Origin of the sequence: Demequina aurantiaca (genome assembly GCF_050598105.1) — a bacterium.
Lineage (GTDB): Bacteria > Actinomycetota > Actinomycetes > Actinomycetales > Demequinaceae > Demequina > Demequina aurantiaca_A.
This window is the reverse complement of record NZ_CP192436.1, coordinates 1,798,347-1,818,906: the sequence shown is the minus strand read 5'-3', so window position 1 is coordinate 1,818,906 and position 20,560 is coordinate 1,798,347. Positions and strand designations below refer to the sequence as shown.

The following is a 20,560-nucleotide window of genomic DNA, read 5'->3' as shown; positions in this document are numbered from 1 at the left end:
CGCGGTAGGTTAGGGGCATGACCTCTGCTCAACGCCCCTTTGGCACGGTGCTCACCGCGATGGTGACGCCAATGTTCGACGACGGATCTATCGACCTCGAAGGCGCTCAGAGGCTCGCGAAGTACCTCGTGGATCACGGCAGCGACGGGCTGGTGATCTCGGGTACGACTGGCGAGGCTCCCACCACGCACGCGCCGGAGAAGGAAGACCTCACTCGCGCGATTGTCGAGGCCGTGGGCGACCGCGCAATGGTCGTCGCCGGCGCGGGGTCCAACGACACCGCCCACGCCGTCATGATGGCAGCCCAGGCCCAGGAATGCGGGGCGCATGGCATCCTCGCACTCACCCCGTACTACTCGAAGCCCTCGCAGGCGGGCGTGGTCGCTCACTTCAACGCGATCTGCGACGCGTCGGACCTGCCGGTGATGATTTACGACATCCCGGGACGCACCGCGCTCGCGATCGGCGACGATGCTTTCGACAAGATTTCTCAGTTGCCCACGGTCAAGGCTCTGAAGGACGCGACGGGGGACGTGGCGCAGGCCAAGTCCCGCATCGAACGTTCCGACGTGGCCTGGTATTCGGGCGACGACCCTCTCACCCTCGAATTTATGCGAGTCGGCGCCGTAGGTGTCGTCTCCGTGGTGAGCCACGTGGCGGGCGAATGGGTGCGCGACATGATCGCGGCTCACGATGCCGGCAACACGTCGCTTGCCGAAGAATTGAATGAACGCACCTCTCCGGTCACCGCGGCAATCATGTCGCCCGGTCCAGGTGCAACGATGGCCAAGGCCGGAATGCAGGCGCTCGGCGTCTTGAGCGGTCGCCACATGCGGCTGCCGCTGCTCCCGGCCACCTCTCAGGAGTATGACTCCCTCACCGCGGCGTTAGTCGCCGCAGGATTGAAGAATTAAATGAACTTTCACCCGGAACTCAAGGCTCCTCCCGCCCTCAACCCCGACGCGATGCGCATCGTCCCGCTCGGTGGACTCGGCGAAGTGGGCCGCAACATGGCCGTGTTCGAGTACCGCGGCAAGCTGCTGATTGTCGACTGCGGTGTCCTGTTTCCCGAGGACAACCAGCCCGGCGTGGACCTGATCCTGCCCGACTTCAGCTACATCGAGGACCGGATGGACGACGTCGAGGCGATCGTCCTCACGCACGGCCACGAGGACCACATCGGCGCCGTTCCCTACCTGTTGCGCCTGCGTCGCGACATCCCGATCATCGGCTCGCAGCTCACCCTCGCATTCATCGAGGCCAAGCTCAAGGAGCACCGCATCACGCCCGTCACCCTCGCGGTGAAGGAGGGGCAGAAGGAGAAGCTGCACGACTTCGACCTGGAGTTCGTGGCGGTCAACCACTCGATTCCCGACGCGCTCGCCGTGTACATCAACACCCCCGCGGGCTCCGTTCTGCACACCGGTGACTTCAAGATGGACCAGCTGCCGCTGGACGGCCGCATCACCGACCTGCGCGGCTTTGCACGCCTCGGCGAGCAGGGCGTCGACCTGTTCATGGTCGACTCGACTAACGCGGAGAGCCCCGGCTTCACGATGTCCGAGGTGGAGATCACCCCGGTCCTCGACCAGCAGTTCGCCAACGCGACTGGCCGCGTGGTGGTAGCGAGCTTCGCGAGCCACGTGCACCGCGTGCAGCAGGTGCTCAACGCCGCGCACGCGCACGGCCGCAAGGTCGCGTTTGTGGGCCGCTCGATGGTTCGCAACATGGGCATCGCCTCCGAGATGGGCTACCTCACCGTCCCGCCGAACCTGGTGGTGGACGTCAAGAAGGCCGACGAGATGCCGCCGAACAAGGTGGTCTACATGTGCACCGGTTCGCAGGGCGAGCCGATGGCCGCGCTCAGCCGCATCGCCAACCTGGACCACCGCCTCAAGGTGGGCCCCGGCGACCTGGTGATCCTCGCATCGTCGCTCATTCCGGGCAACGAGAACGCCGTGTACCGAGTGATCAACGGACTGATGCGCCTCGGAGCGACAGTGGTCCACCAGGGAACCGCACGCGTGCACGTCTCCGGCCACGCCAGCGCTGGCGAGCTGCTGTACTGCTACAACATCGTGCGTCCCAAGAACGTCATGCCCGTTCACGGCGAGGTGCGTCACCTACTCGCGAATGGCAACCTGGCCATCAAGACCGGCATCCCCAAGAACCGCGTCGTGTTCGCCGAGAACGGCGTCGTCGTGGACCTGCAGGACGGCATGGCCAAGGTGGTCGGCGCGATCGAGATGCACAACGTCTACGTCGACGGGTCATCGGTTGGCGAGATCACCGACGCCGAACTCAAGGACCGCCGCATCATGTCCGAGGAGGGCTTCGTCTCCGTCTTCGCGGTGGTCGACTCCGCCAACGGCAAGGTAATTTCTGGCCCCACGGTTCACGCTCGCGGCATCGCGGAGGACGATAGCGTGTTCGACGCGATCCTGCCCAAGATCAAGTCAGCACTCGAAGATGCCGCGGCGTCCGGGTCGACCGACAACCACCAGCTTCAGCAGGTGATGCGCCGCACTCTCGGTCGCTTCGCGGGCACCAAGCTGCGCCGTCGCCCCATCATCATCCCCATCGTCATCGAGGCCTAGCGACTCACTCGCGGCGGGGCATACCCCGTCGCGAGTGGCTAGGGGCGGGTGGGGCAGCCGTTAGAAGCTGCCGATGCCCTTGCCGATGGAAATGACGCCGAAAACCAGCAGGAGGATCGCCATGATGGTGGCGTTCTCATGCTGCAGCCAAGCGCGCAGGCGGTCCAGCGGAGCACGCAACCGGTCGGCTGCCACCAGGTAGGCGATGACGGGAATGAGCACGGTCGATGCCGCGACCAGCGTGTAGATCGCGACGACTAGGGTGAACTCGCCTCCGGCGAGCGACGCGGAGCCGATCGCGACCCCCGCGCTGGCCCCCACGATGAGGTTCTTGGGGCCGACCGCCGCGATCAGGAAGCCGATCACCAGCGAGCGCGGGACCGTCATGTGATCGATGCTCGCCATCCACGCCGGTGCCTCTACATCCTCGCCGGCGGCGGGCCGTCCACGCCACTGCTTAAGGGCGAAGAACAGCAGCAACGCGCCCAGTACCAGGTGGATCGCGCCCTTGGTCGGGTCGGACCCGTCTGAGTCGTCCTGCGGAAGCGTAGAGGACAGCTCCGCGACCGCGATGACCAGCAGGGCGATCCCGGCGACCCACCCGATGAGAAACGCGACGCTGGTTGATCGGGCCTGGGGGGTCATGAACATCAGGATCACCGCGATGACGGCGAAGGGGGTGAGCGCGACGCCTACCGCGAGCGGCAGAATCTCTCCGATGACAGCGTTCATGTGAGTGCGTTCCTTACGTTGGCCCAACCCTGTCCGAGCAGCGGCGCAACCGACGGCGCCGCGACAGGGAATTGGTGCGCAGTCTAGCGGCAGCTAATCCGCACTGGCCGGCGGCTGCGCCCCCTCATGCTGAACGGTCGCCGCGCCCGCCGCAATCCCGAGAAGAGTCGCCTCATGCAGAGTCGCTCCGGTGCCGAGCGCGGCGGCGAGCGCCCCGGCGAAACTGTCGCCCGCGCCAGTCGTGTCCACCGCCGTCACCGGCAGCCCGGCGCAGAAGGTCAGCTGATTGTCGCCGTACGCGACGGCGCCAACCGGGCCAAGGGTGATGACGACGGAGCGTGCCCTCGCGGCGAGCGAACGGGCGGCGCGCTCCGCATCGTCCCGGCTCTGCACCGGAAACCCCGCCAGCGCGGCCGCCTCGCCGGCGTTGACGATCAGCGGATCCGCCGCCACAAGCACGTCGGCTGGGACCTCGCGCACCGGCGAGTAATTGAGCACCACTCGCGCGCCAGCCGCGCCGGCTGCGCTGCAACTCGCGGTGACAACGGCCTGCGGCAACTCAAGTTGAGTGAGCAGCACGTCCCCCGCGGAGATCAGGGTCGCGACCGTGCCTGCGGTAGCGACCGGGTCGAGGCCCGCGGCAGCGCCGAGCGCCACCACGATCGAGTTCTCTCCACTCGGGCTGACTGCGATGAGCGCCACTCCGGACGGGGCCGAGGAGTCGGTGACTACGTGAGCGATGTCGACTCCGGCGGAGGCCAGGTGTCTAAGGAGCGAGCGACCCGCGTCGTCCTGCCCCACTGCGGACACCAGCGTGACCTCTGCGCCCGCCCGGGCCGCGGCCGCCGCCTGGTTGGCTCCTTTGCCGCCCGGTCGGCTGCGAAAGGAGCGGCCGAGGACGGTCTCCCCGGGCAGGGGAATGTGCGGGACGGACACGATCTGGTCCTGGTTGATCGCGCCGACCACCACTAGTCGCGCTCGAGCTCGCTTGGTCACTGGCCCGTGCCCCCTCCTCCGTTGATTTAGCCCAGTGTGGCGCATCCGGTTGCCTATGCGTTGCAGGGAGGCTCGGCTGGCGAACCGAGCCCGCGCGATGTGGCCCGATGAGCGCGCGCGCGGCATGGCAACGCCCCAGCGCCACGTGCGGGGAGTAGCGTGCTGAAACATGGCACAGTCACGTCCAGGTCGCACCGCACCCAAGGGAGCTAAGTCCCGCACGCCCGCAAAGAAGCAGCAGCAACCGCCTCCCACGCTGGTGCGTGGAATCAAGTCGGTAGGCTCTGGCGCAGCCCACGCCGTTGGCGGGGGAGTGCGCGGCATCGGCCACGGGGCACGCGACGTGAGCCCGGAGGTACGGCGGGATGGCCTGGCCATCACCCTGCTGATCTTCGCGATCATCATCGCCGCACGCGAATGGTGGAGCCTGTCCAGCTGGGCCGGGACCGCCGTGCACTTTGTCGCGGCCGGGACCTTCGGCGTCCTCGCCTTTGCCATTCCAGTGTTGCTGCTCGTCATGGCGATCAGGCTGTTCCGCGCCCCCCAGGAGGGTCACACCAACAACCGCATCGCGCTCGGCGTGCTGATGCTGACCGTCATCGTCGACGCGATCATCCACATCGCGAAGGGAACGCCGTCGCCGGGGGCTGACGGCCTCGAAGCGCTGCAGTCAGCGGGTGGGGTGATGGGATACCTCGTCGGCTCGCCGCTCGCCGCGATCCTCACGCCGGGTCTCGCCGTCACGGTACTGGTCCTGCTTGGGCTGCTCGCGATCCTCATCATCGCCGGCATTCCGCTGCGCGAAGTGATCCCGCGCGTGCGTCACCTCTTTGGCCGCAGCGAGGGCGACGGGGACGAGGACGGCGACGACGCGGGGCTCGACCTGCCCGAGCATCGCACGCTGGCACGCGCCGGAGAAAAGCAGAAGAAGCAGCGCGGGCCGAGCCTGATCGAGCGTGCGCGCAGCAAGATGAGTCCCGAGCCAGCCACCAGCGACATCGATGGGTACGAGGCGGACGAGGCATTCGCGGCCGCCGCCGCGACGGCGGCGCAAGAGGGTAGCGAGTTCGACGACATCATCGACCCGGGTGGAGAGCACCGCGCGGCGCAGGCGCGTGCGGAGGCCGAGGCCAGAGCCGCGGATCAGGCCAAGCGTGACGCGAGGGCGGCGCACGATGCGCACGCACCCGGCACCGAAGAGATCTCGGAGACCTCGGTTTATCCAGGCGCCGTTCCGCAGCCTGGTGCCGCCGGGCTGTCGCCCTACGACGTCACCGAGGTCCTGGAGACCTCGGACGAAGCGGCGGCGCTCGCCGTGGCGGCCGTCGCAGGGGGAGTCAAGGCGCCGGAGTCCACCAGCATCGTCCCCCGGGGTGAGCAGGGCAAGCTCGAGAACTCCAACCCTTACGTGTTGCCCGACCCGCACATGCTGGTTGCAGGCGCTCCCCACAAGACGCGCTCCGCGGCCAACGACCGCGTGGTCGAGTCGCTCAAGAGCGTGCTCGAGCAGTTCGGCGTCGACGCGACTGTCACCGGGTTCACGCGCGGACCCACGGTCACGCGGTACGAAGTGGAGCTCGGGCACGGGGTCAAGGTCGAGAAGATCACCCAACTGTCCAAGAACATCGCGTACGCCGTGGCAAGCGCCGACATCCGCATCCTGTCGCCGATCCCGGGCAAGATGGCGATCGGTATCGAGATTCCCAACGTCGACCGCGAGACCGTCGCACTGGGTGACGTGCTCCGCTCCCAGGTGGCCATTAAGAACGACCACCCCATGGCCATCGGCATCGGCAAGGACGTCGAGGGCGGGTACGTCATGGCGAACCTCGCCAAGATGCCTCACCTCCTGGTCGCTGGAGCGACCGGCGCCGGTAAGTCGAGCTTCGTCAATTCCATGATCACGTCGATCCTGATGCGCTCGACGCCTCAGGAAGTCCGCATGGTCCTCGTCGACCCCAAGCGCGTGGAACTCACCATGTACGAGGGAATTCCGCACCTCATCACCCCCATCATCACCGACCCGAAGAAGGCCGCACAGGCCCTCGAGTGGGTGGTGAAAGAGATGGATATGCGCTACGACGACCTTGCGCTGTTCGGCTACAAGCACGTCGACGACTTCAACAAGGCCGTGCGTGCGGGCAAGGTGAAGCCGCTGCCAGGCTCGGAGCGCAAGATCCACACGTATCCCTACCTGCTGGTGATTGTGGACGAGCTCGCCGACCTGATGATGGTCGCGCCGCGAGACGTCGACGAGTCGATCCAGCGCATCACGCAGCTCGCGCGTGCCGCCGGTATCCACCTGGTGCTCGCGACCCAGCGCCCGTCGGTCGACATCATCACCGGAACCATCAAGGCCAACGTGCCGTCGCGGCTCGCCTTCGCCACGTCGTCCCTCGCGGATAGCCGCGTCGTGCTCGACATGCCGGGGGCGGAGAAGCTGATCGGGCAGGGCGATGCGCTGTTCCTGCCGATGGGTTCATCGAAGCCGATGCGCGTCCAAGGCGCGTGGGTGACGGAGACCGAGATCCACGAGGCGGTCGAGCACGTCAAGCGCCAGGCGCAGCCAGAGTTCCGCAGCGACGTGATCCAGGCGTCGAATTCCGCCGTCGTATCCGAGGACATCGGGGACGACCTGGACGACCTTCTGCAGGCGGCGGAGCTAGTGATCACCACCCAACTCGGGTCTACCTCGATGCTGCAGCGCAAGCTCAAGATGGGCTTCGCCAAGGCCGGTCGCCTCATGGATCTGCTGGAGAGTAGAGAGATCGTTGGCCCCTCCCATGGATCCAAGGCTCGCGACGTCCTGGTCATGCCAGACGACCTCGCTGGCACCCTCGCGATTCTTCGCGGCGACACACCCGCTAGTGTTGGCAATGATGACGTCGAGGACGACGCTGGGGAAGGGCCATGGGCGGATTAGCAGAACTGTTTGAGCAGCCGGGCTTTGTCGTTGCAGTCGCCGGCCTGCTGGTGGTTCTAGCGGTATTTGCCTTTTACTACTTTTGGCGTTCCAGTCGAGAGCGCAGGGCGCACGACGCCGCGCTCGCGCACGAGCGCGAACTGCGTCAGCAGTTCGACGCGGTGCTGTCGTCCGCGCGCGATGGCGTCATCATCACTCGCGCCAGCGGGGACGTTGCGATGGTCTCCGACATGGCCGCGCACATCCTCGGCCTGAGTGCTTCCGATGCGCTGGGCAAGCCGGTCATGCGGCTCCCCATCAGGATGGTCGACGCGCACATGCGCCCGCTGTTGGTGAATGAGGCCTTTACTCCGAATGAGACAGGCAAGGCGCGCGTGGTTGGAGTACCAGGACGCCGCGGCGCGGACGACGTCCGATGGATCCAGGTGCGCTCGACGTGCGTCGAGAGCGATCACGACGGCACCAGCATCACCGTGACCACGATCATGGACACCAGCGGCCTACGCGAGGCTGCCGAGGCGCTCAATCGCTCCGACTCGCAGTTCCGCAAGGCCATGGAGAACGCCCCCACGGGGATGGCGCTGGTCGACCTCGAGTGGCGCCTCATGGAGGCAAACCGCGCATTCGCGGAGATGATGGGATCCACGGTCGCCGCGTTGCGTGGCACGCCGTTCTCAGCGCTCTCGCACCCGCAGGACCTGCAGGCCGAACGCGACCAGTTGCAGCGGCTCTACGACGGGCATCAGAATCACTTCTCGCTCGAGAAGCGCTACGTGCGCGCCGACGGCAACGTGGTGTGGGCCGTCCTCGACGTGGGGCTCGTGCGGTACGCGGGTGGTGCCCCCGATCACTACGTCGTGCAGGTCCGCGACTCGACCGACGACCGTATGCACTCGGAGTTGCTCGCGCACCGCGCCATGCACGACCCGCTGACGGGGCTCGCGAACCGCACGCTGCTGCACGACGTGCTCCAGCAGATGCTCGAGCAGCCGGACGCCGTTGACCGCGCCGGCGTCATCGCGGTGGACCTCGACGGCTTCAAGGGCCTTAACGACCGGTTCGGCCACGCCACGGGAGACAACGCCCTGGTCCACGTCGCAGGGGTCCTGCGTGCGGCGACCGCCGGACGCGGCACCGTGGCGCGCATCGGCGGCGACGAATTCGTCATCGTGGTGCAGGACGACGACTGTCCCGCGGCGCTCTTTGAGATCGCGGGGGCGGTCCACACCGGTCTCAAGCGACCGCTGCAGGTCAAGCGGCACATGATCACGCTGAACGCGTCACTCGGGATCGCCACCGCCGACGAGAGCACGGCGGAGGGCGGCGCCCCGGCGCTGCTCAGCGCAGCAGACGCGGCGATGTACCGCGCCAAGTCCTCCGGCAAGTCTCGCACCGAGGTGTTCGATCCCTCGATGAGGGCATCCACCGCTACGCACAGCGCTCTCGCAACCGAGTTGACCCATGCGATCGAGAACGGCGACCTGGTCCTGCACTACCAACCAGTGCTCGAACTCAGCAGCCGCACCGTCGTGGGTTACGAGGCCCTGGTCCGGTGGCAGCACCCCACGCGAGGGCTGCTGCTTCCCGGCGCATTCCTGCCGCTTATCAACGACAAGAAGCTGTCGGTGGTGCTCGGCTCCGCGCTCGTCGATCAGGCGGCCACCTTCCTGTCGCGTGTGCCCAGCGACACGGCGTGGGTATCGCTCAACGTCTCCGCGGATCAGCTGGGCGACTCCGAGTTTGCTGACCGCATGCTGAGCGCCATCGGGCATCACCGCATCAGCGCGCGGCGCATGGTCGTCGAGTTGACCGAGGCTTCCCTGGTCGCGCCCAACACTCGAATCAGGCACGAGCTCACGGAGCTTCGCAACGCCGGCGTGCCGATCCTGCTGGACGACTTCGGTACGGGTGTGTCGCCGCTGTCCTACCTGCGTGACCTGCCTGTCTCCGGCGTGAAGCTCGACATGTCGTTCGTGGCCGGGATCCCCGAGGACCCCGCCGGAGCCCGGGTGTCGCGTGCCCTGGGGGCCCTCGCGAGGGAACTGGGGCTTGCGACCATCGCGGAGGGAATCGAGACCGAGGCGCAGGCGCAATTCCTCGGCAACTGCGGCTGGCGCTACGGCCAGGGATGGCTGTTTGGGGTGGCACAGCCCGCCGCTGCGGTGTACTCGGCAGAGACCGAGTTCTCCACGAGCCTGATCGACCCCTTGCCGCGCGACGAGCAGTTCGAGACGGCCGCGGAGTAGCCCCGCGACGGACCCAGGCTAACTCTGACCGCGTGGCACCCAATAGGAGTCGTCGGCGGCCGCTGCCGCGGGCTCAGTCCGCTCGGAGGCCTGCGTCCCGGCCGCTTCGCTCACTCGCTTAAGCCGGGCGGCGACCTCCTGCGAGGTGAGGGTCGTGGTGCCGTCTGGGATATCCCGGAGGGCGTGCACCGTGTGGCTGTCACGTCGGTCTACTGTGACGGCGGTCCATTCGACGCCCACGTCGACGTCGTCGTCCGGCGACACGGCAAACGTCGCGGAGAGCAGAATTCCCGAGTTGGTGTTCGCGACACAACACTGGGTGTCCTGGTTCGACAGGAAGTTGCCCAGGCCGAACGCCGTCCACATTCCCTCGCCACTCGGTCCACCGGGAGTGAGCTCGATGGGCTGAGGAACGTGGGCGTGATGTCCGATGTAAAGGTCGACGAGGCCGGAGGCGGCTATCTCCTCGACGATCGCGCGCTGAGCGTCGGTGGGGGCGGTTTGGTACTCGACGCAGCAGTGCACGGAGGCGATCACCACCTCGGCCCCGGCGTCGCGGGCGTCCTGCGCGCGGTCGATGATGGGCTGCGCGTCCTCCGCGTCCGCATCAAAGGTGTTGGCAGCCCACGGCTTGCCGCTGGGCTTGGGCAGGCCGTTCAGCCCGTATGAGTAGGAGATATTGGCGACGGTGACGAGGCGACCACCCGTGCGGACCCGGTACATCTGGACCGAGTCGGCCTCCACCTCCGTGCGCGCGGTTCCGGAGTGGCCCATGCCGACGTCGTCGAAGGTATCGAGGGTCGCTTCGACCCCGGCAAAGCCACGGTCCAACGAGTGGTTCGATGCGGTGGAGCACCCGTCCCAGCCCTCGTCGTGTAGGGCTCCAACTATCTCCTCGGGGGCGCCGAAGACCGGGTATCCGCTCGGCTCAGTGCCCGCGGGCGCTACCGGGACCTCGAGGTGGCAGATTGCCAAGTCCGGATTCGCGACATAGTCGCGGACCGGGTCGAGAAGCGGTGCAAAGTCATATCCGTCAGACGTCCGCGCGGAGGTCAGCACGGGGCCGTGCGTGAGCACGTCGCCCGCCGCGGCGAGGGTGAAGGTCACTGTGCCATCATCGGCGGGCGCGTTGACCTCGCTGGCGGGAGCGGGCGGTGGTGCGGCGGCGCGTGCCGCGTCGGGGGCTGTCGATGTGGACGGCGTGGACGTGGCGGTCGGTCCGGGTTCAGCGCCCGTATTCGAGTCGGACTCCGACGCCGACGCATTCATCCCGATGGCGACCCCGGCCGCGGCGATCGCTATGGCGGCGACACCCGTGGTGAGCCAGAGTGAGAGGCTCGCGCGTGGTCCTGAGGAATGCGAGGGCTCGCGCGACGGGGACATGCGCACCATTATCGCCCGTGCCGTGGGTCGGCCCGTACGCCAGTAAGGTGAACCTGTGAGCGCTGCCCTTCCCAACATCCTGACCGCCGCCCGCCTTTTAGCGGTGCCGGTGATGGTGCTGCTCCTGCTTGCAGACAACGGCGCTGAGGGCCCGGACCGGTGGTGGGCGCTCGTCGTCTTTCTGATCGCCGGCGCTACCGACTTCCTGGATGGCTACCTGGCGCGACGTTGGGCGGTGGTGTCGACGTTCGGCAAGTTGGCCGACCCGATCGCGGACAAGGTGCTCATCCTTTCGGCACTCGCGATGATCTCGTTGATCGACGGCATCGGCTGGTGGGCCTTCATCGTGCTCGCCGTGCGCGAGATTGCGGTCACCGTGGGTCGACTCATGGTGGCGGGGGACACAGTCATCCCAGCGTCGCAGGGAGGCAAGGTCAAGACCGCGCTCCAAGTCATCGCGATCACGATCTTCCTGTGGCCGAACACCGAGGCCTGGGTCGACTACGTGGCTTACGCGCTGCTCATCGCGTCCGTCGTTCTCGCTCTCGTCACAGGCTACGACTACATGCGCCGCATCGTCGCCGCCCGCCGCCATCAGCGCGACGTGCAAAATGGCCGCGATGGAAGCCGTCCCGATGTGGCAGCCTGACCCCGCAGACATCATCTACCTCGCTCGAGCGGGGTCCCTCTCGCTGGGCTCCGCCGAGTCTCTGACCGGCGGAGCGGTGAGCGCCGCGGTCACCGCGGTACCCGGCGCCTCGGACGTATGGGGTGGCGCCATCGTCGCCTACGGCGCCGAGGTGAAGCGCGACCTTTTGGGCGTCCCGCAGAGCGTGTTGGACCAGGTCGGGGCGGTCTCCGCGGACACCGCCCTCGCGATGGCTCACGGCGCCCGAAGCCGGCTCGGCGTAGACTTTGCGGTGTCGACCACAGGCGTCGCGGGCCCCCTGCCACACGCCGGCCAGGAGGTCGGGGTGGTGTTCATCGGCGTCGTGGGTCCGGGCCTAGCCCGCGCTACCGAGTTTGCCTTCAAGGGCGGTCGCGCAGAGGTGGTCGCGAGTGCTGTGAACGCCGCACTGGGCGAACTTTTTTCAGCGTTGGGCGGACACGAACCCGTTGTGTCTGGAAATGGGGAACAACCGTAAGGTAATGTGCGTTGTGAGAAATATGGACCAAGGAACTGCGTTTAACCGAAAGAGCACTGCCATTCCCGTGAGGGGTGCGGGGCTCACCAACGCGAAAATGACCGGAAGGCGAGTGCGCATGCCAATCCTCCGCAACGAGATCGGCGATGTCCTTCGCGACGCACGTCTGCTGCAGGGCAAGACCCTGCGCGACATCTCCTCCGGCGCGCGAGTGTCGCTGGGATACCTCTCCGAGGTCGAACGAGGCCAGAAGGAAGCATCGTCCGAACTGCTGGCCTCCATCTGCGATGCGCTAGACGTTCCGATGTCGGCCATCCTGAGTGAGGTCTCCGACCGCTTCGAGACCGCCGAGTCACTGGCCGATGCCGCGCTGATGCCGTCGATCCCCGACACGGTTCCCGAGCTGCTCAGCTCGATGCACGCCCGTTAGTCTCTTCGCCAGCCGTACAGCGGCACGCCCGTGAGGCTCAGCGAGTTCTGGGAACTCATGGATCACATCTTTGGCGAGGCCTATTCGCGCACCCTCGCGCGGGAGCTGGCCCTAGACGATCTCGACTCACGCACTGCGGCTAAGTCGCTCGAGGACGGTATCGATCCTCGCGACGTGTGGCACGCGATCTGCAACCAGATGCAGGTGCCCGTCCAGCGCCGCGACGGCGGCGACCGTGAGCGCATCGTGCCGCCGCCGCGCTACTAAGCACACCAACGCGATTCCTGTATTCGGCGTGTCGCTTCCAATCGAACACCCGTTCGATTACTGTGGTGCACAAGACGTGGAGCACCGCTCATGTTCGCCAACGCGAGAGCCTGAGTAGCGCCGATGTCAGAGGTGCGGCATAGCGTCGTATCTGGACATGAACGGCTTGGGTGAGGTGTCTGCCTCACGGGAGTCACCTACACGCAACGCACTGACGAGATTGGACAACGACAATGGCTGCAACACCAGACCGCTCTAAGGCACTTGAGGCGGCGCTCGGACAGATCGACCGCCAATTCGGCAAGGGGTCGCTGATGCGACTCGGAGACAGCCAGAAGGTCGCGATCGCCGCAATTCCGACCGGCTCGATCGCTCTCGACATCGCGCTCGGCGTAGGAGGCTTGCCTCGCGGCCGCGTCGTCGAGATCTACGGCCCCGAGTCCTCCGGAAAGACCACCGTGGCGCTGCACGCAGTCGCCAGCATGCAAAAGCAGGGCGGCACCGCTGCGTTCATCGACGCCGAGCACGCGCTCGACCCCGAGTACGCGAAGGCGCTGGGTGTCGACACCGACAACCTGCTCGTCTCGCAGCCGGACACGGGCGAGCAGGCTCTGGAGATCGCCGACATCCTCATCCGGTCGGGAAGCATCGACATTCTGGTGATCGACTCCGTCGCGGCCCTGGTGCCCAAGGCGGAGATCGAGGGCGAGATGGGAGACAGCCACGTTGGACTCCAGGCGCGACTGATGTCGCAGGCGCTGCGCAAGATCACTGGAGCGATCTCGCAGACCGGAACCACCGCCATCTTCATCAACCAGTTGCGCGAGAAGATCGGCGTGTTCTTCGGCTCGCCGGAGACCACCTCGGGAGGCAAGGCGCTCAAGTTCTACGCGTCTGTTCGACTCGACGTGCGCCGTATCGAGACCCTCAAGGAGGGCACGGAGGCGGTGGGAAACCGCACCCGCGTCAAGGTCGTCAAGAACAAGGTGGCGCCCCCGTTCAAGCAGGCTGAGTTCGACATTCTCTACGGCAAGGGGATTTCCGCCGAGGGCGGCATCATCGACCTGGGTGTGGAGCAGGGCTTCGTGAAGAAGTCCGGCTCTTGGTACACCTACGAGGGCGACCAGTTGGGCCAGGGCAAGGAGAATGCCCGTACGTTCCTCAAGGACAACCCAGAGTTGGCGATCGAGATCGAGCAGAAGATCAAGACCAAGCTCGGCATCGGCGTGGTGCCCGTTGAGTCGCCCGTGAAGGAGCCAGCGCCCCCCACAGACGAAGAACTTGCCGCGGCGGCACCCAAGGCTAAGCCGGCCGCTAAGAAGGCGCGGAGCTCCTTCTAGGCATGGAACCACGCGCTCGGCAGGACTCCACCACCACGACACCGGTGGAGTCCGCCGAGCGCGCGCGCGCGATGGCGCTGCGGATCCTCGCGAACGCGCCGCGTTCGTCTGGCCAACTGCGCGACGCCCTGCGCAAGCGACACGTGATTGAACCGGTGATCGAAGAGATCGTCGAGCGCTACGTCGAGGTGGGGCTGCTTGACGACCGGACCCTCGCGGCCGCTATCGCGCGTACCCGGCATGCCGAGCGCGGTTGCTCGCGCAGGGTCATCGAGGTTGAGCTGCGGCGCAAGGGCTTTGAGCAGCCGGATATCGACTCGGCACTGGCGCAAATCGATGACGAAGACGAGTTCGAACGGGCCAGTGAACTCGCGCTCAAGCGCTGGCGAAAACTGGACGGGCTGGAGCCCGAGGTGCGCGTGCGGAGAACCGTCGCCATGCTTGGACGTAAGGGCTACTCGCCTAGCCTGGCGTTTGGGGTTGTGAAATCCCTGGATAATGCCGATAGTGAGGAAACGCGTTCTATGTAGGCGTGCGACGCGTCGCTAAGGGTACTTTGCGCGCAGGACGAGGGGAGTGCTTGGGTGGTGCAGTCGACGATCGTTGTGTTATTGCTCGGGGCGTCGCTACTGTCCTTGCTGCTAGTGATGTTCGCGCGCCGCGAGGCGTCGGCTTTGCGAGACGCTGCCCAGCGTGACACCAAGTCGGTAAGAGACGACGCACGCGAGCGCATAGACGACGCGAAGCGCCGCGAGGAGCGCGCCCTGCTGCGAGAGAAGGAACTCGCCGAGGATCAGCGCAACGCCCAGCGGTATGCCCGAAGCCTCGACGAGCGGGTCTCGACCGTCGCGAAGGACGAGAAGCGACTGGTCGCCGAGCGCGACCGCCTCAATAAGGAACACGCCGACGCGATGGCGACCCTGGCCGGGACGACCGTGAGCGAGGCCAAGGCCCGGCTCATCGCCGGCATAACCGAGAAGGCGCGGACCGAGGCCGCCGCAGAGGTCCGCAGGATCGAGAAGGCTGGCAAGAGCTCGGCGGAGGAGCGTTCGCGCGCGATTTTGGTCGACGCGATGCAGCGCCAAGCCGCGCCCACCGCGTCCGAGGCCTCGGTCACCTGGATCGACCTGCCCTCTGAGGAGATGAAGGGCCGGATCATTGGACGCGAGGGACGCAACATCCGCGCGTTCGAGGCGCTGACCGGCGTCAACGTGATCGTCGAGGAGGGCGTGGACGCGGTGCAGCTCTCGTGCTTCGACGTGGAGCGAAGGGAGATTGCGGCGGTGACGCTGGCTGCCCTCGTCGAGGACGGTCGCATTCAGCCTCAGCGGGTCGAGGCGGCCTACGCGCGCGCCGTCGCGGGTGCCGCGCAGCGACACCGTGACGCTGGGCTCGACGCGTTGGAGGCAGCCGGGGTCAGCGGCGTGCCCCAGGAGATCATCGACACGCTCGGCGTGCTGCGACTGCGCAGCTCCTACGGTCAGAACGTGCTCGCGCACCTGGTCGAGACCTCTCAGATAGCGGCGGACATCGCGCTGGCCGTTGGCGCCGACGTGGAGACCACCCGGCGCGGAGCCTTCCTGCACGACCTCGGCAAGGCCTACAGCCACGAGCGCGAAGGCACGCACGCGGCCATCGGCGCGGAGATCGCGTTGCGGGCAGGCGAGTCCGAGAACGTGGTCAACGCGATCGCCTCCCACCACGACGAGGTTCCGCCGGCGAGCATCGAGGCGATCATCGTGCAGGTGGCGGACGCGATCTCGGCCTCCCGCCCGGGCGCCAGGCGTGCCGACGTCGAGCAGTACGTCGAACGCATGAACCACCTCGAGACGTTCGTCAGCGAGCACGCGGGAGTGAGCAAGGCCATCGCCATGGCGGCGGGACGTGAGGTCCGCGTGGTGGTGGAGCCCGACGAGGTAGACGACGAGGGCACGCGGGAGCTGGCGCGTACAATTGCTGATCACATCAGCAAGGAATTCAACGTTCCAGGAGAAATCAGAGTGACGGTGATCCGCGAACTTCGTGCGGATGCCGTCGCAGGATAGGTATGACGCAGACACCGCTTGCCCGCCCCACCCACCGCGCATCGTCCAGCACTACCGACGGCGACGCGCTAGCGCCCACCTACGTGGTGAGGACGCTCGGCTGCCAGATGAACGTCCACGACTCTGAGCACATGGCCGGACTGCTCGAGGGTGCCGGTTACGTTGCCGCCCCGGCCTCCGCCGAGATCGCTGACGTCGTCGTCATCAACACGTGCGCCGTGCGCGAGAACGCCTCAGGCAAGTTGTACGGAAACCTGGGCCAGCTGGCGTCCATCAAGGCAGTGAATCCCGGGATGCAGATCGCCGTGGGCGGCTGCCTTGCGCAGAAGGACCGCGGCGACATCGTCAAGCGCGCTCCCTACGTCGACGTGGTGTTCGGCACGCACAACATCGACGTTCTCCCTGTGCTCCTCGAGCGCGCTCGTCACAACGCCGAGGCCCAGGTCGAGATCGAGGAGTCCCTCAAGGTCTTCCCCTCGACCCTGCCGTCGCGACGAGACGCCATTGCCTCGGCCTGGGTGTCGATCTCCGTGGGTTGCAACAACACCTGCACCTTCTGCATCGTGCCGTCGCTACGCGGCAAGGAACGCGATCGCCGGCCGGGCGAGATCCTCGCTGAGATCAACGCGCTGGTACAACAAGGCGCGGTCGAGATCACGCTGCTGGGTCAGAACGTCAACAGTTACGGGATCGAGTTCGGCGACCGTGGGGCGTTCGCGAAGCTGCTGCGCGCGTGCGGCGAGATCGAGGGGCTCGAGCGGGTCCGATTCACCTCGCCCCACCCTGCGGCCTTCACCGACGACGTGATCGACGCGATGGCTGAGACGGACAACGTCATGCCTAGCCTGCACATGCCGCTGCAGTCGGGTTCCGACGCGGTTTTGAGAGCGATGCGACGCTCCTACCGGTCGAGCAAGTTCCTCGGAATACTCGACAAGGTGCGGGCGACGATGCCCAATGCCGCGATCACCACTGACATCATCGTCGGCTTCCCCGGCGAGACTGAAGAGGACTTCCTGGAGACGATGCGGGTGGTCGAGGCCTCACGCTTCTCCAGCGCGTACACGTTCCAGTATTCGCCGCGCCCCGGCACCCCGGCCTTCGAACTTGAGCCGCTCGCCAAGGAGGTGGTGCAGGAGCGATTCGTGCGCCTGCTCGAACTTCAGAAGCGGATCGCGCTGGAGGAGAACCAGGCGCTCGTCGGCACCACGGTTGAGGTCATGGTGCTCGACGGCGCGGGCCGTAAGGACGACACCTCGGACCGGCTGACGGGACGAGCGCGCGACAACCGCCTGGTGCACTTCAGCCTTCCCTCCACCACGGCGCAGCCCGCAGCGGACGGGCACGGCGAGGTCGCGGCTCCGCGCCCCGGCGACATGGTGACGGTCAGCGTCACTCACGGCGCGCCGTTCCACTTGGTCGCGGACTCCGCGCTCGATGGCGGCGTCTACGAGGTGCGCCGCACGCGTGCGGGAGACGCCTGGGACGCCGTGAAGTCCGGCGAACATGAGCACGCGACGGGCGGGTGCGGCGACGCGTGCGGTGCCGGCGCAGCGGCGCCCGGAGTCCCGGTGGGGCTGGGCATGCCCGGCCTGCGTCGGCCGGGCGCGTGACGGGTAGTTCCGTGCCTCGTGGACTAGGGCGTGCGTGAGATGGAAGCCAACTCATCGATAGCATCGGCCGGAAGTGACGCACCCCAGGTGATTGCCGTCGTCGGCGCGACCGCGACGGGCAAGTCCGCGGTCAGCATCGGCATCGCCGAGCACCTGATCGAGCGCGGCACGCCGGCCGAGATAGTCAACGGCGACTCGATGCAGTTCTACCGGGGCATGGACATTGGCTCCGCCAAGCTCCCGGTCGCCGAGCGCCACGGCGTGACGCATCACCTGTTGGACACCCTCGACGTATCGCAGGACGCGACTGTCGCGCTGTTCCAGGAGCAGGCGCGCGCGGTCATTGACGGCATCCACTCGCGGGGCGGGCGCGCGATAGTGGTGGGAGGCTCCGGGCTGTATCTGAGAGCACTCCTCGACAAGTTCGAGTTCCCCGCGACCGATCCCGATGTGCGGGCCAGGCTGGAGGCGCGAGCCGACGTCGAGGGCCCTGGGGCGCTGTACCGCGAGTTGCTCGAGTCGGACCCGGAGGCGGCTTCCCGTATCCAGCCGCAGAACGCCAAGCGGATCGTCCGTGCTCTCGAGGTCATCGAGATCACCGGCGAGAAGTTCTCCAGCTCGCTACCGGTGAAGGAGTACGCCATCCCGGCCGTGCAGGTGGGGCTACGCGCGCAGTACGACGTCCTGGACGCCCGTATCGATGCGCGAGTAGAGGCGATGTGGGCCGGTGGGCTCGTGGACGAGGTGCGCAGGCTCGAGGCCGACGGCATCCGAGAAGCGATCACGGCGCGCAGGGCAGTGGGGTACGCGGAGACGCTACGGCACTTGGACGGCGAGCTGACGGAACGCGAGACGATCGACCTCATCGCGCAGCACACCCGGCGCCTGGCCCGAAAGCAGCAGCGCTGGTTCGGCCCGGATCCCCGGGTGCAATGGGTCGACGGACCCCACGACGCGGACGACGTGCCGCGCGCGATCGCGGACTCGATTCGGGCTGTCGGGCTGTGACTGCGTAGGCTAACGCCATGTCTGATCTGAACTCCAGCATGCCCGCCGCCGCGCGAGGGCTACGTTTCACCAAGGGTCACGGAACCCGGAACGACTTTGTGCTGGTATTCGATGAGCATGGGGACCTGGACGTCACCACCGACCTCGCCAGCTTCCTGTGCGACCGGCGAGGCGGCATCGGCGGCGACGGCCTGATCCGTGCCGTGCGCGCCGGGAACCTCGAGGCTGGCGCCGAATTCGCCCCCGACACGTGGTTCATGGACTACTGGAATGCGGATGGGTCCACCTCCGAGATGTGCGGCAACGGCGCGCGAGTCTTCGGCGCCTACCTGGAGCGCGAGGCCGGCGTCGACCTCAGCGGCGGCCTGACCATCGCCACCCGCGGAGGCCCGCGCACCGTGACCGCGCTGGGTGGCGGCCAGTACTCCGTGGCGATGGGCACGTGGGCCCTGGGCGCCAACACCCAGGGATTCGACTCCGAGGTCGCGGTTGCGGGGCTCTCGCTCCCACACCCCGGACTCAGCGTGGACGTGGGCAACCCGCACCGGGTAGTCGCCCTGGCCACCTTGGACGAACTAGACGGCCTCGACCTCTCTAGCCCGCCCGTCGTCGACCCCGCGCCAGCCCAGGGGACCAACGTAGAGTTCGTCGTCACTCGTGGCGGATCCGTGGTCGACGGCGTCCCGCGCGGCCGGGTTCGCATGCGTGTCCACGAGCGCGGCTCAGGGGAGACCCAGTCGTGCGGCACGGGTGCCTGCGCCGTCGCGCTGGCCGTGCGCGAGTGGGCGGGGGACGTCGCCCCCGACGTTTGGGACGTCGAGGTGCCCGGCGGCCTCGTGACGGTACGGATAGCGGGCGACCAGACCGTGCTGGAGGGCCCCGCGGTCCTGTTGGCGGACGGCGTCATCACGGCGTAGCCAGTCCGGTCCCCAACCACGCCCACCAGAACTCCCTAGGGGTCCGCTTACGTACGCTTAGCGCGGGCGGAGCGCCTTATGGGTCTGTTTACGCACGCTTAGCGCGCTACGAGTGCCCTGGTGGTCCGTTAGCGCACGGTTCGGCCGGAGGCGTCGCCGAGTGGCCCCTGAGCGCGGGTCCTAGCCCAGGCTGAGTGCCCCAGTGGTCCCTGACGCGCATTGCGCCCAGCGTGAGCGCCGTAGCGGTGGGTCGCGACCGACCGGTGACGCTAGGCCGCGGCGCGCGTGAGCCGGAGCACCCGGAAGCCCTTGGAGCTGCCGAGCTTCTCGACGTGACCCCAGGGGCCGGCATCGTCGCGCTGTGCGGCAATCCAGGCGGCCAGCGAATCCGCGCCGAGATTCTTCTGCACGACGAGGTGCGCCTCGCCGCCCGGCCGCAGCCGTGGCAGCCAGGTCGCCAGGAGCTCGTGCAGTGCTTCCTTGCCGATGCGAATCGGGGGGTTCGACCAGATCGCGTCGAACATCGCTTCAGCGGGCACGTCGCCCGGCGTGCTCACGACGACCTCGCCCAAGGGGTGGCGTGAGCTCGCGCGCTCCACGTTGCGGCGCAGGAGGTCCAGCGCGCGTTCGTTCACGTCAATCGCGGTCACCCTGGTGTCGGGGTTTTCCAATGCAGCGGTAAGTGCGATGGGCCCCCACCCACAACCGATGTCCAGGAGGTCGCCCGCCGGGGGTGTGGGCACGTAGCGCAAGAGCACGGCGGTGCCGCCGTCTATGCGTCCGGGGGAGAAGATCCCCGGCGCCGTCTCGAAGTCGAGGTCGTGCCCGGCGAGGGTCACGGAGATGACGCGTCGCTCATCGGCGGACGCGGGCTGGGCAGTGAAGTAGTGGTCGTCGCTCACGGTAAGCGAGCGTACC

18 protein-coding genes are annotated in these 20,560 nt (G+C 67.2%); 14 read left to right on the top strand and 4 right to left on the bottom strand.

The window, feature by feature from the left end; genetic code table 11:
- Positions 1 to 17: 17 nt before the first annotated feature.
- Positions 18 to 914: a 4-hydroxy-tetrahydrodipicolinate synthase gene (gene dapA / locus ACQU6B_RS08200; protein ID WP_430867059.1), complete on the top strand. Its 897-nt coding sequence runs from the start codon at positions 18 to 20 to the stop codon at positions 912 to 914.
- On the top strand, positions 915 to 2,597 hold the full coding sequence (locus ACQU6B_RS08195) for a ribonuclease J (RefSeq protein ID WP_430867058.1): 1,683 nt from the start codon (positions 915 to 917) through the stop codon (positions 2,595 to 2,597).
- 60 nt (positions 2,598 to 2,657) lie between these two features.
- Here ACQU6B_RS08195 and ACQU6B_RS08190 read toward each other — a convergent pair whose 3' ends face one another.
- Positions 2,658 to 3,329, bottom strand: coding sequence for a GAP family protein (locus ACQU6B_RS08190; RefSeq protein WP_430867057.1), 672 nt, complete (start codon positions 3,327 to 3,329; stop codon positions 2,658 to 2,660).
- Positions 3,330 to 3,422: 93 nt separating this feature from the next.
- Positions 3,423 to 4,325, bottom strand: a complete 903-nt coding sequence (locus ACQU6B_RS08185) for a PfkB family carbohydrate kinase (RefSeq protein WP_430867056.1) — start codon at positions 4,323 to 4,325, stop codon at positions 3,423 to 3,425.
- Between the two features lie 169 nt (positions 4,326 to 4,494).
- On the opposite strand from ACQU6B_RS08185, the gene ACQU6B_RS08180 reads away from it, so the two are divergent.
- Positions 4,495 to 7,248 (top strand): DNA translocase FtsK 4TM domain-containing protein, encoded by a 2,754-nt coding sequence (locus ACQU6B_RS08180; RefSeq protein WP_430867055.1) that lies wholly within the window; start codon positions 4,495 to 4,497, stop codon positions 7,246 to 7,248.
- Positions 7,236 to 9,494, top strand: coding sequence for a putative bifunctional diguanylate cyclase/phosphodiesterase (locus ACQU6B_RS08175; RefSeq protein WP_430867054.1), 2,259 nt, complete (start codon positions 7,236 to 7,238; stop codon positions 9,492 to 9,494). The genes ACQU6B_RS08180 and ACQU6B_RS08175 overlap by 13 nt, the downstream gene beginning before the upstream one ends.
- A gap of 18 nt (positions 9,495 to 9,512) precedes the next feature.
- On the opposite strand, the gene ACQU6B_RS08170 is transcribed toward ACQU6B_RS08175, so the two are convergent.
- Positions 9,513 to 10,877, bottom strand: coding sequence for a CapA family protein (locus tag ACQU6B_RS08170; protein WP_430867053.1), 1,365 nt, complete (start codon positions 10,875 to 10,877; stop codon positions 9,513 to 9,515).
- Between the two features lie 55 nt (positions 10,878 to 10,932).
- Here ACQU6B_RS08170 and pgsA point away from each other — a divergent pair, with 55 nt between their 5' ends.
- The 10 genes from pgsA to dapF all read left to right on the top strand — a co-directional run bounded on the left by pgsA (position 10,933) and on the right by dapF (position 19,642).
- A complete protein-coding gene (gene pgsA, locus ACQU6B_RS08165; protein ID WP_430867052.1) occupies positions 10,933 to 11,526 on the top strand; it encodes a CDP-diacylglycerol--glycerol-3-phosphate 3-phosphatidyltransferase in 594 nt (197 codons plus the stop codon).
- On the top strand, positions 11,498 to 12,022 hold the full coding sequence (locus ACQU6B_RS08160) for a CinA family protein (RefSeq protein WP_430867051.1): 525 nt from the start codon (positions 11,498 to 11,500) through the stop codon (positions 12,020 to 12,022). The genes pgsA and ACQU6B_RS08160 overlap by 29 nt, the downstream gene beginning before the upstream one ends.
- 118 nt (positions 12,023 to 12,140) lie before the next feature.
- A complete protein-coding gene (locus ACQU6B_RS08155; RefSeq protein WP_430867050.1) occupies positions 12,141 to 12,452 on the top strand; it encodes a helix-turn-helix domain-containing protein in 312 nt (103 codons plus the stop codon).
- Positions 12,453 to 12,482: 30 nt separating this feature from the next.
- Positions 12,483 to 12,719, top strand: a complete 237-nt coding sequence (locus ACQU6B_RS08150) for a DUF3046 domain-containing protein (RefSeq protein WP_430867049.1) — start codon at positions 12,483 to 12,485, stop codon at positions 12,717 to 12,719.
- A gap of 233 nt (positions 12,720 to 12,952) precedes the next feature.
- Positions 12,953 to 14,059 (top strand): recombinase RecA, encoded by a 1,107-nt coding sequence (recA, locus tag ACQU6B_RS08145; protein WP_430867048.1) that lies wholly within the window; start codon positions 12,953 to 12,955, stop codon positions 14,057 to 14,059.
- Positions 14,060 to 14,061: 2 nt separating this feature from the next.
- Complete coding sequence (locus ACQU6B_RS08140; RefSeq protein ID WP_430867047.1) at positions 14,062 to 14,589, top strand: regulatory protein RecX; 528 nt, start codon at positions 14,062 to 14,064, stop codon at positions 14,587 to 14,589.
- 54 nt (positions 14,590 to 14,643) lie between these two features.
- Positions 14,644 to 16,104, top strand: coding sequence for a ribonuclease Y (gene rny, locus ACQU6B_RS08135; RefSeq protein ID WP_430867046.1), 1,461 nt, complete (start codon positions 14,644 to 14,646; stop codon positions 16,102 to 16,104).
- A gap of 2 nt (positions 16,105 to 16,106) precedes the next feature.
- On the top strand, positions 16,107 to 17,717 hold the full coding sequence (miaB, locus tag ACQU6B_RS08130; RefSeq protein ID WP_430867045.1) for a tRNA (N6-isopentenyl adenosine(37)-C2)-methylthiotransferase MiaB: 1,611 nt from the start codon (positions 16,107 to 16,109) through the stop codon (positions 17,715 to 17,717).
- A 39-nt stretch (positions 17,718 to 17,756) separates the two neighbouring features.
- The gene (miaA, locus tag ACQU6B_RS08125) at positions 17,757 to 18,725 is read left to right on the top strand and encodes a tRNA (adenosine(37)-N6)-dimethylallyltransferase MiaA (protein WP_430869228.1); all 969 of its coding nucleotides are present in this window, start codon (positions 17,757 to 17,759) and stop codon (positions 18,723 to 18,725) included.
- Positions 18,726 to 18,742: 17 nt separating this feature from the next.
- Positions 18,743 to 19,642 carry a diaminopimelate epimerase gene (gene dapF / locus ACQU6B_RS08120; protein ID WP_430867044.1) on the top strand — a complete coding sequence of 300 codons (900 nt, stop codon included), beginning with the start codon at positions 18,743 to 18,745 and terminating at the stop codon, positions 19,640 to 19,642.
- A gap of 269 nt (positions 19,643 to 19,911) precedes the next feature.
- Here dapF and ACQU6B_RS08115 read toward each other — a convergent pair whose 3' ends face one another.
- Complete coding sequence (locus ACQU6B_RS08115; protein WP_430867043.1) at positions 19,912 to 20,544, bottom strand: class I SAM-dependent methyltransferase; 633 nt, start codon at positions 20,542 to 20,544, stop codon at positions 19,912 to 19,914.
- Positions 20,545 to 20,560 lie beyond the last annotated feature (16 nt).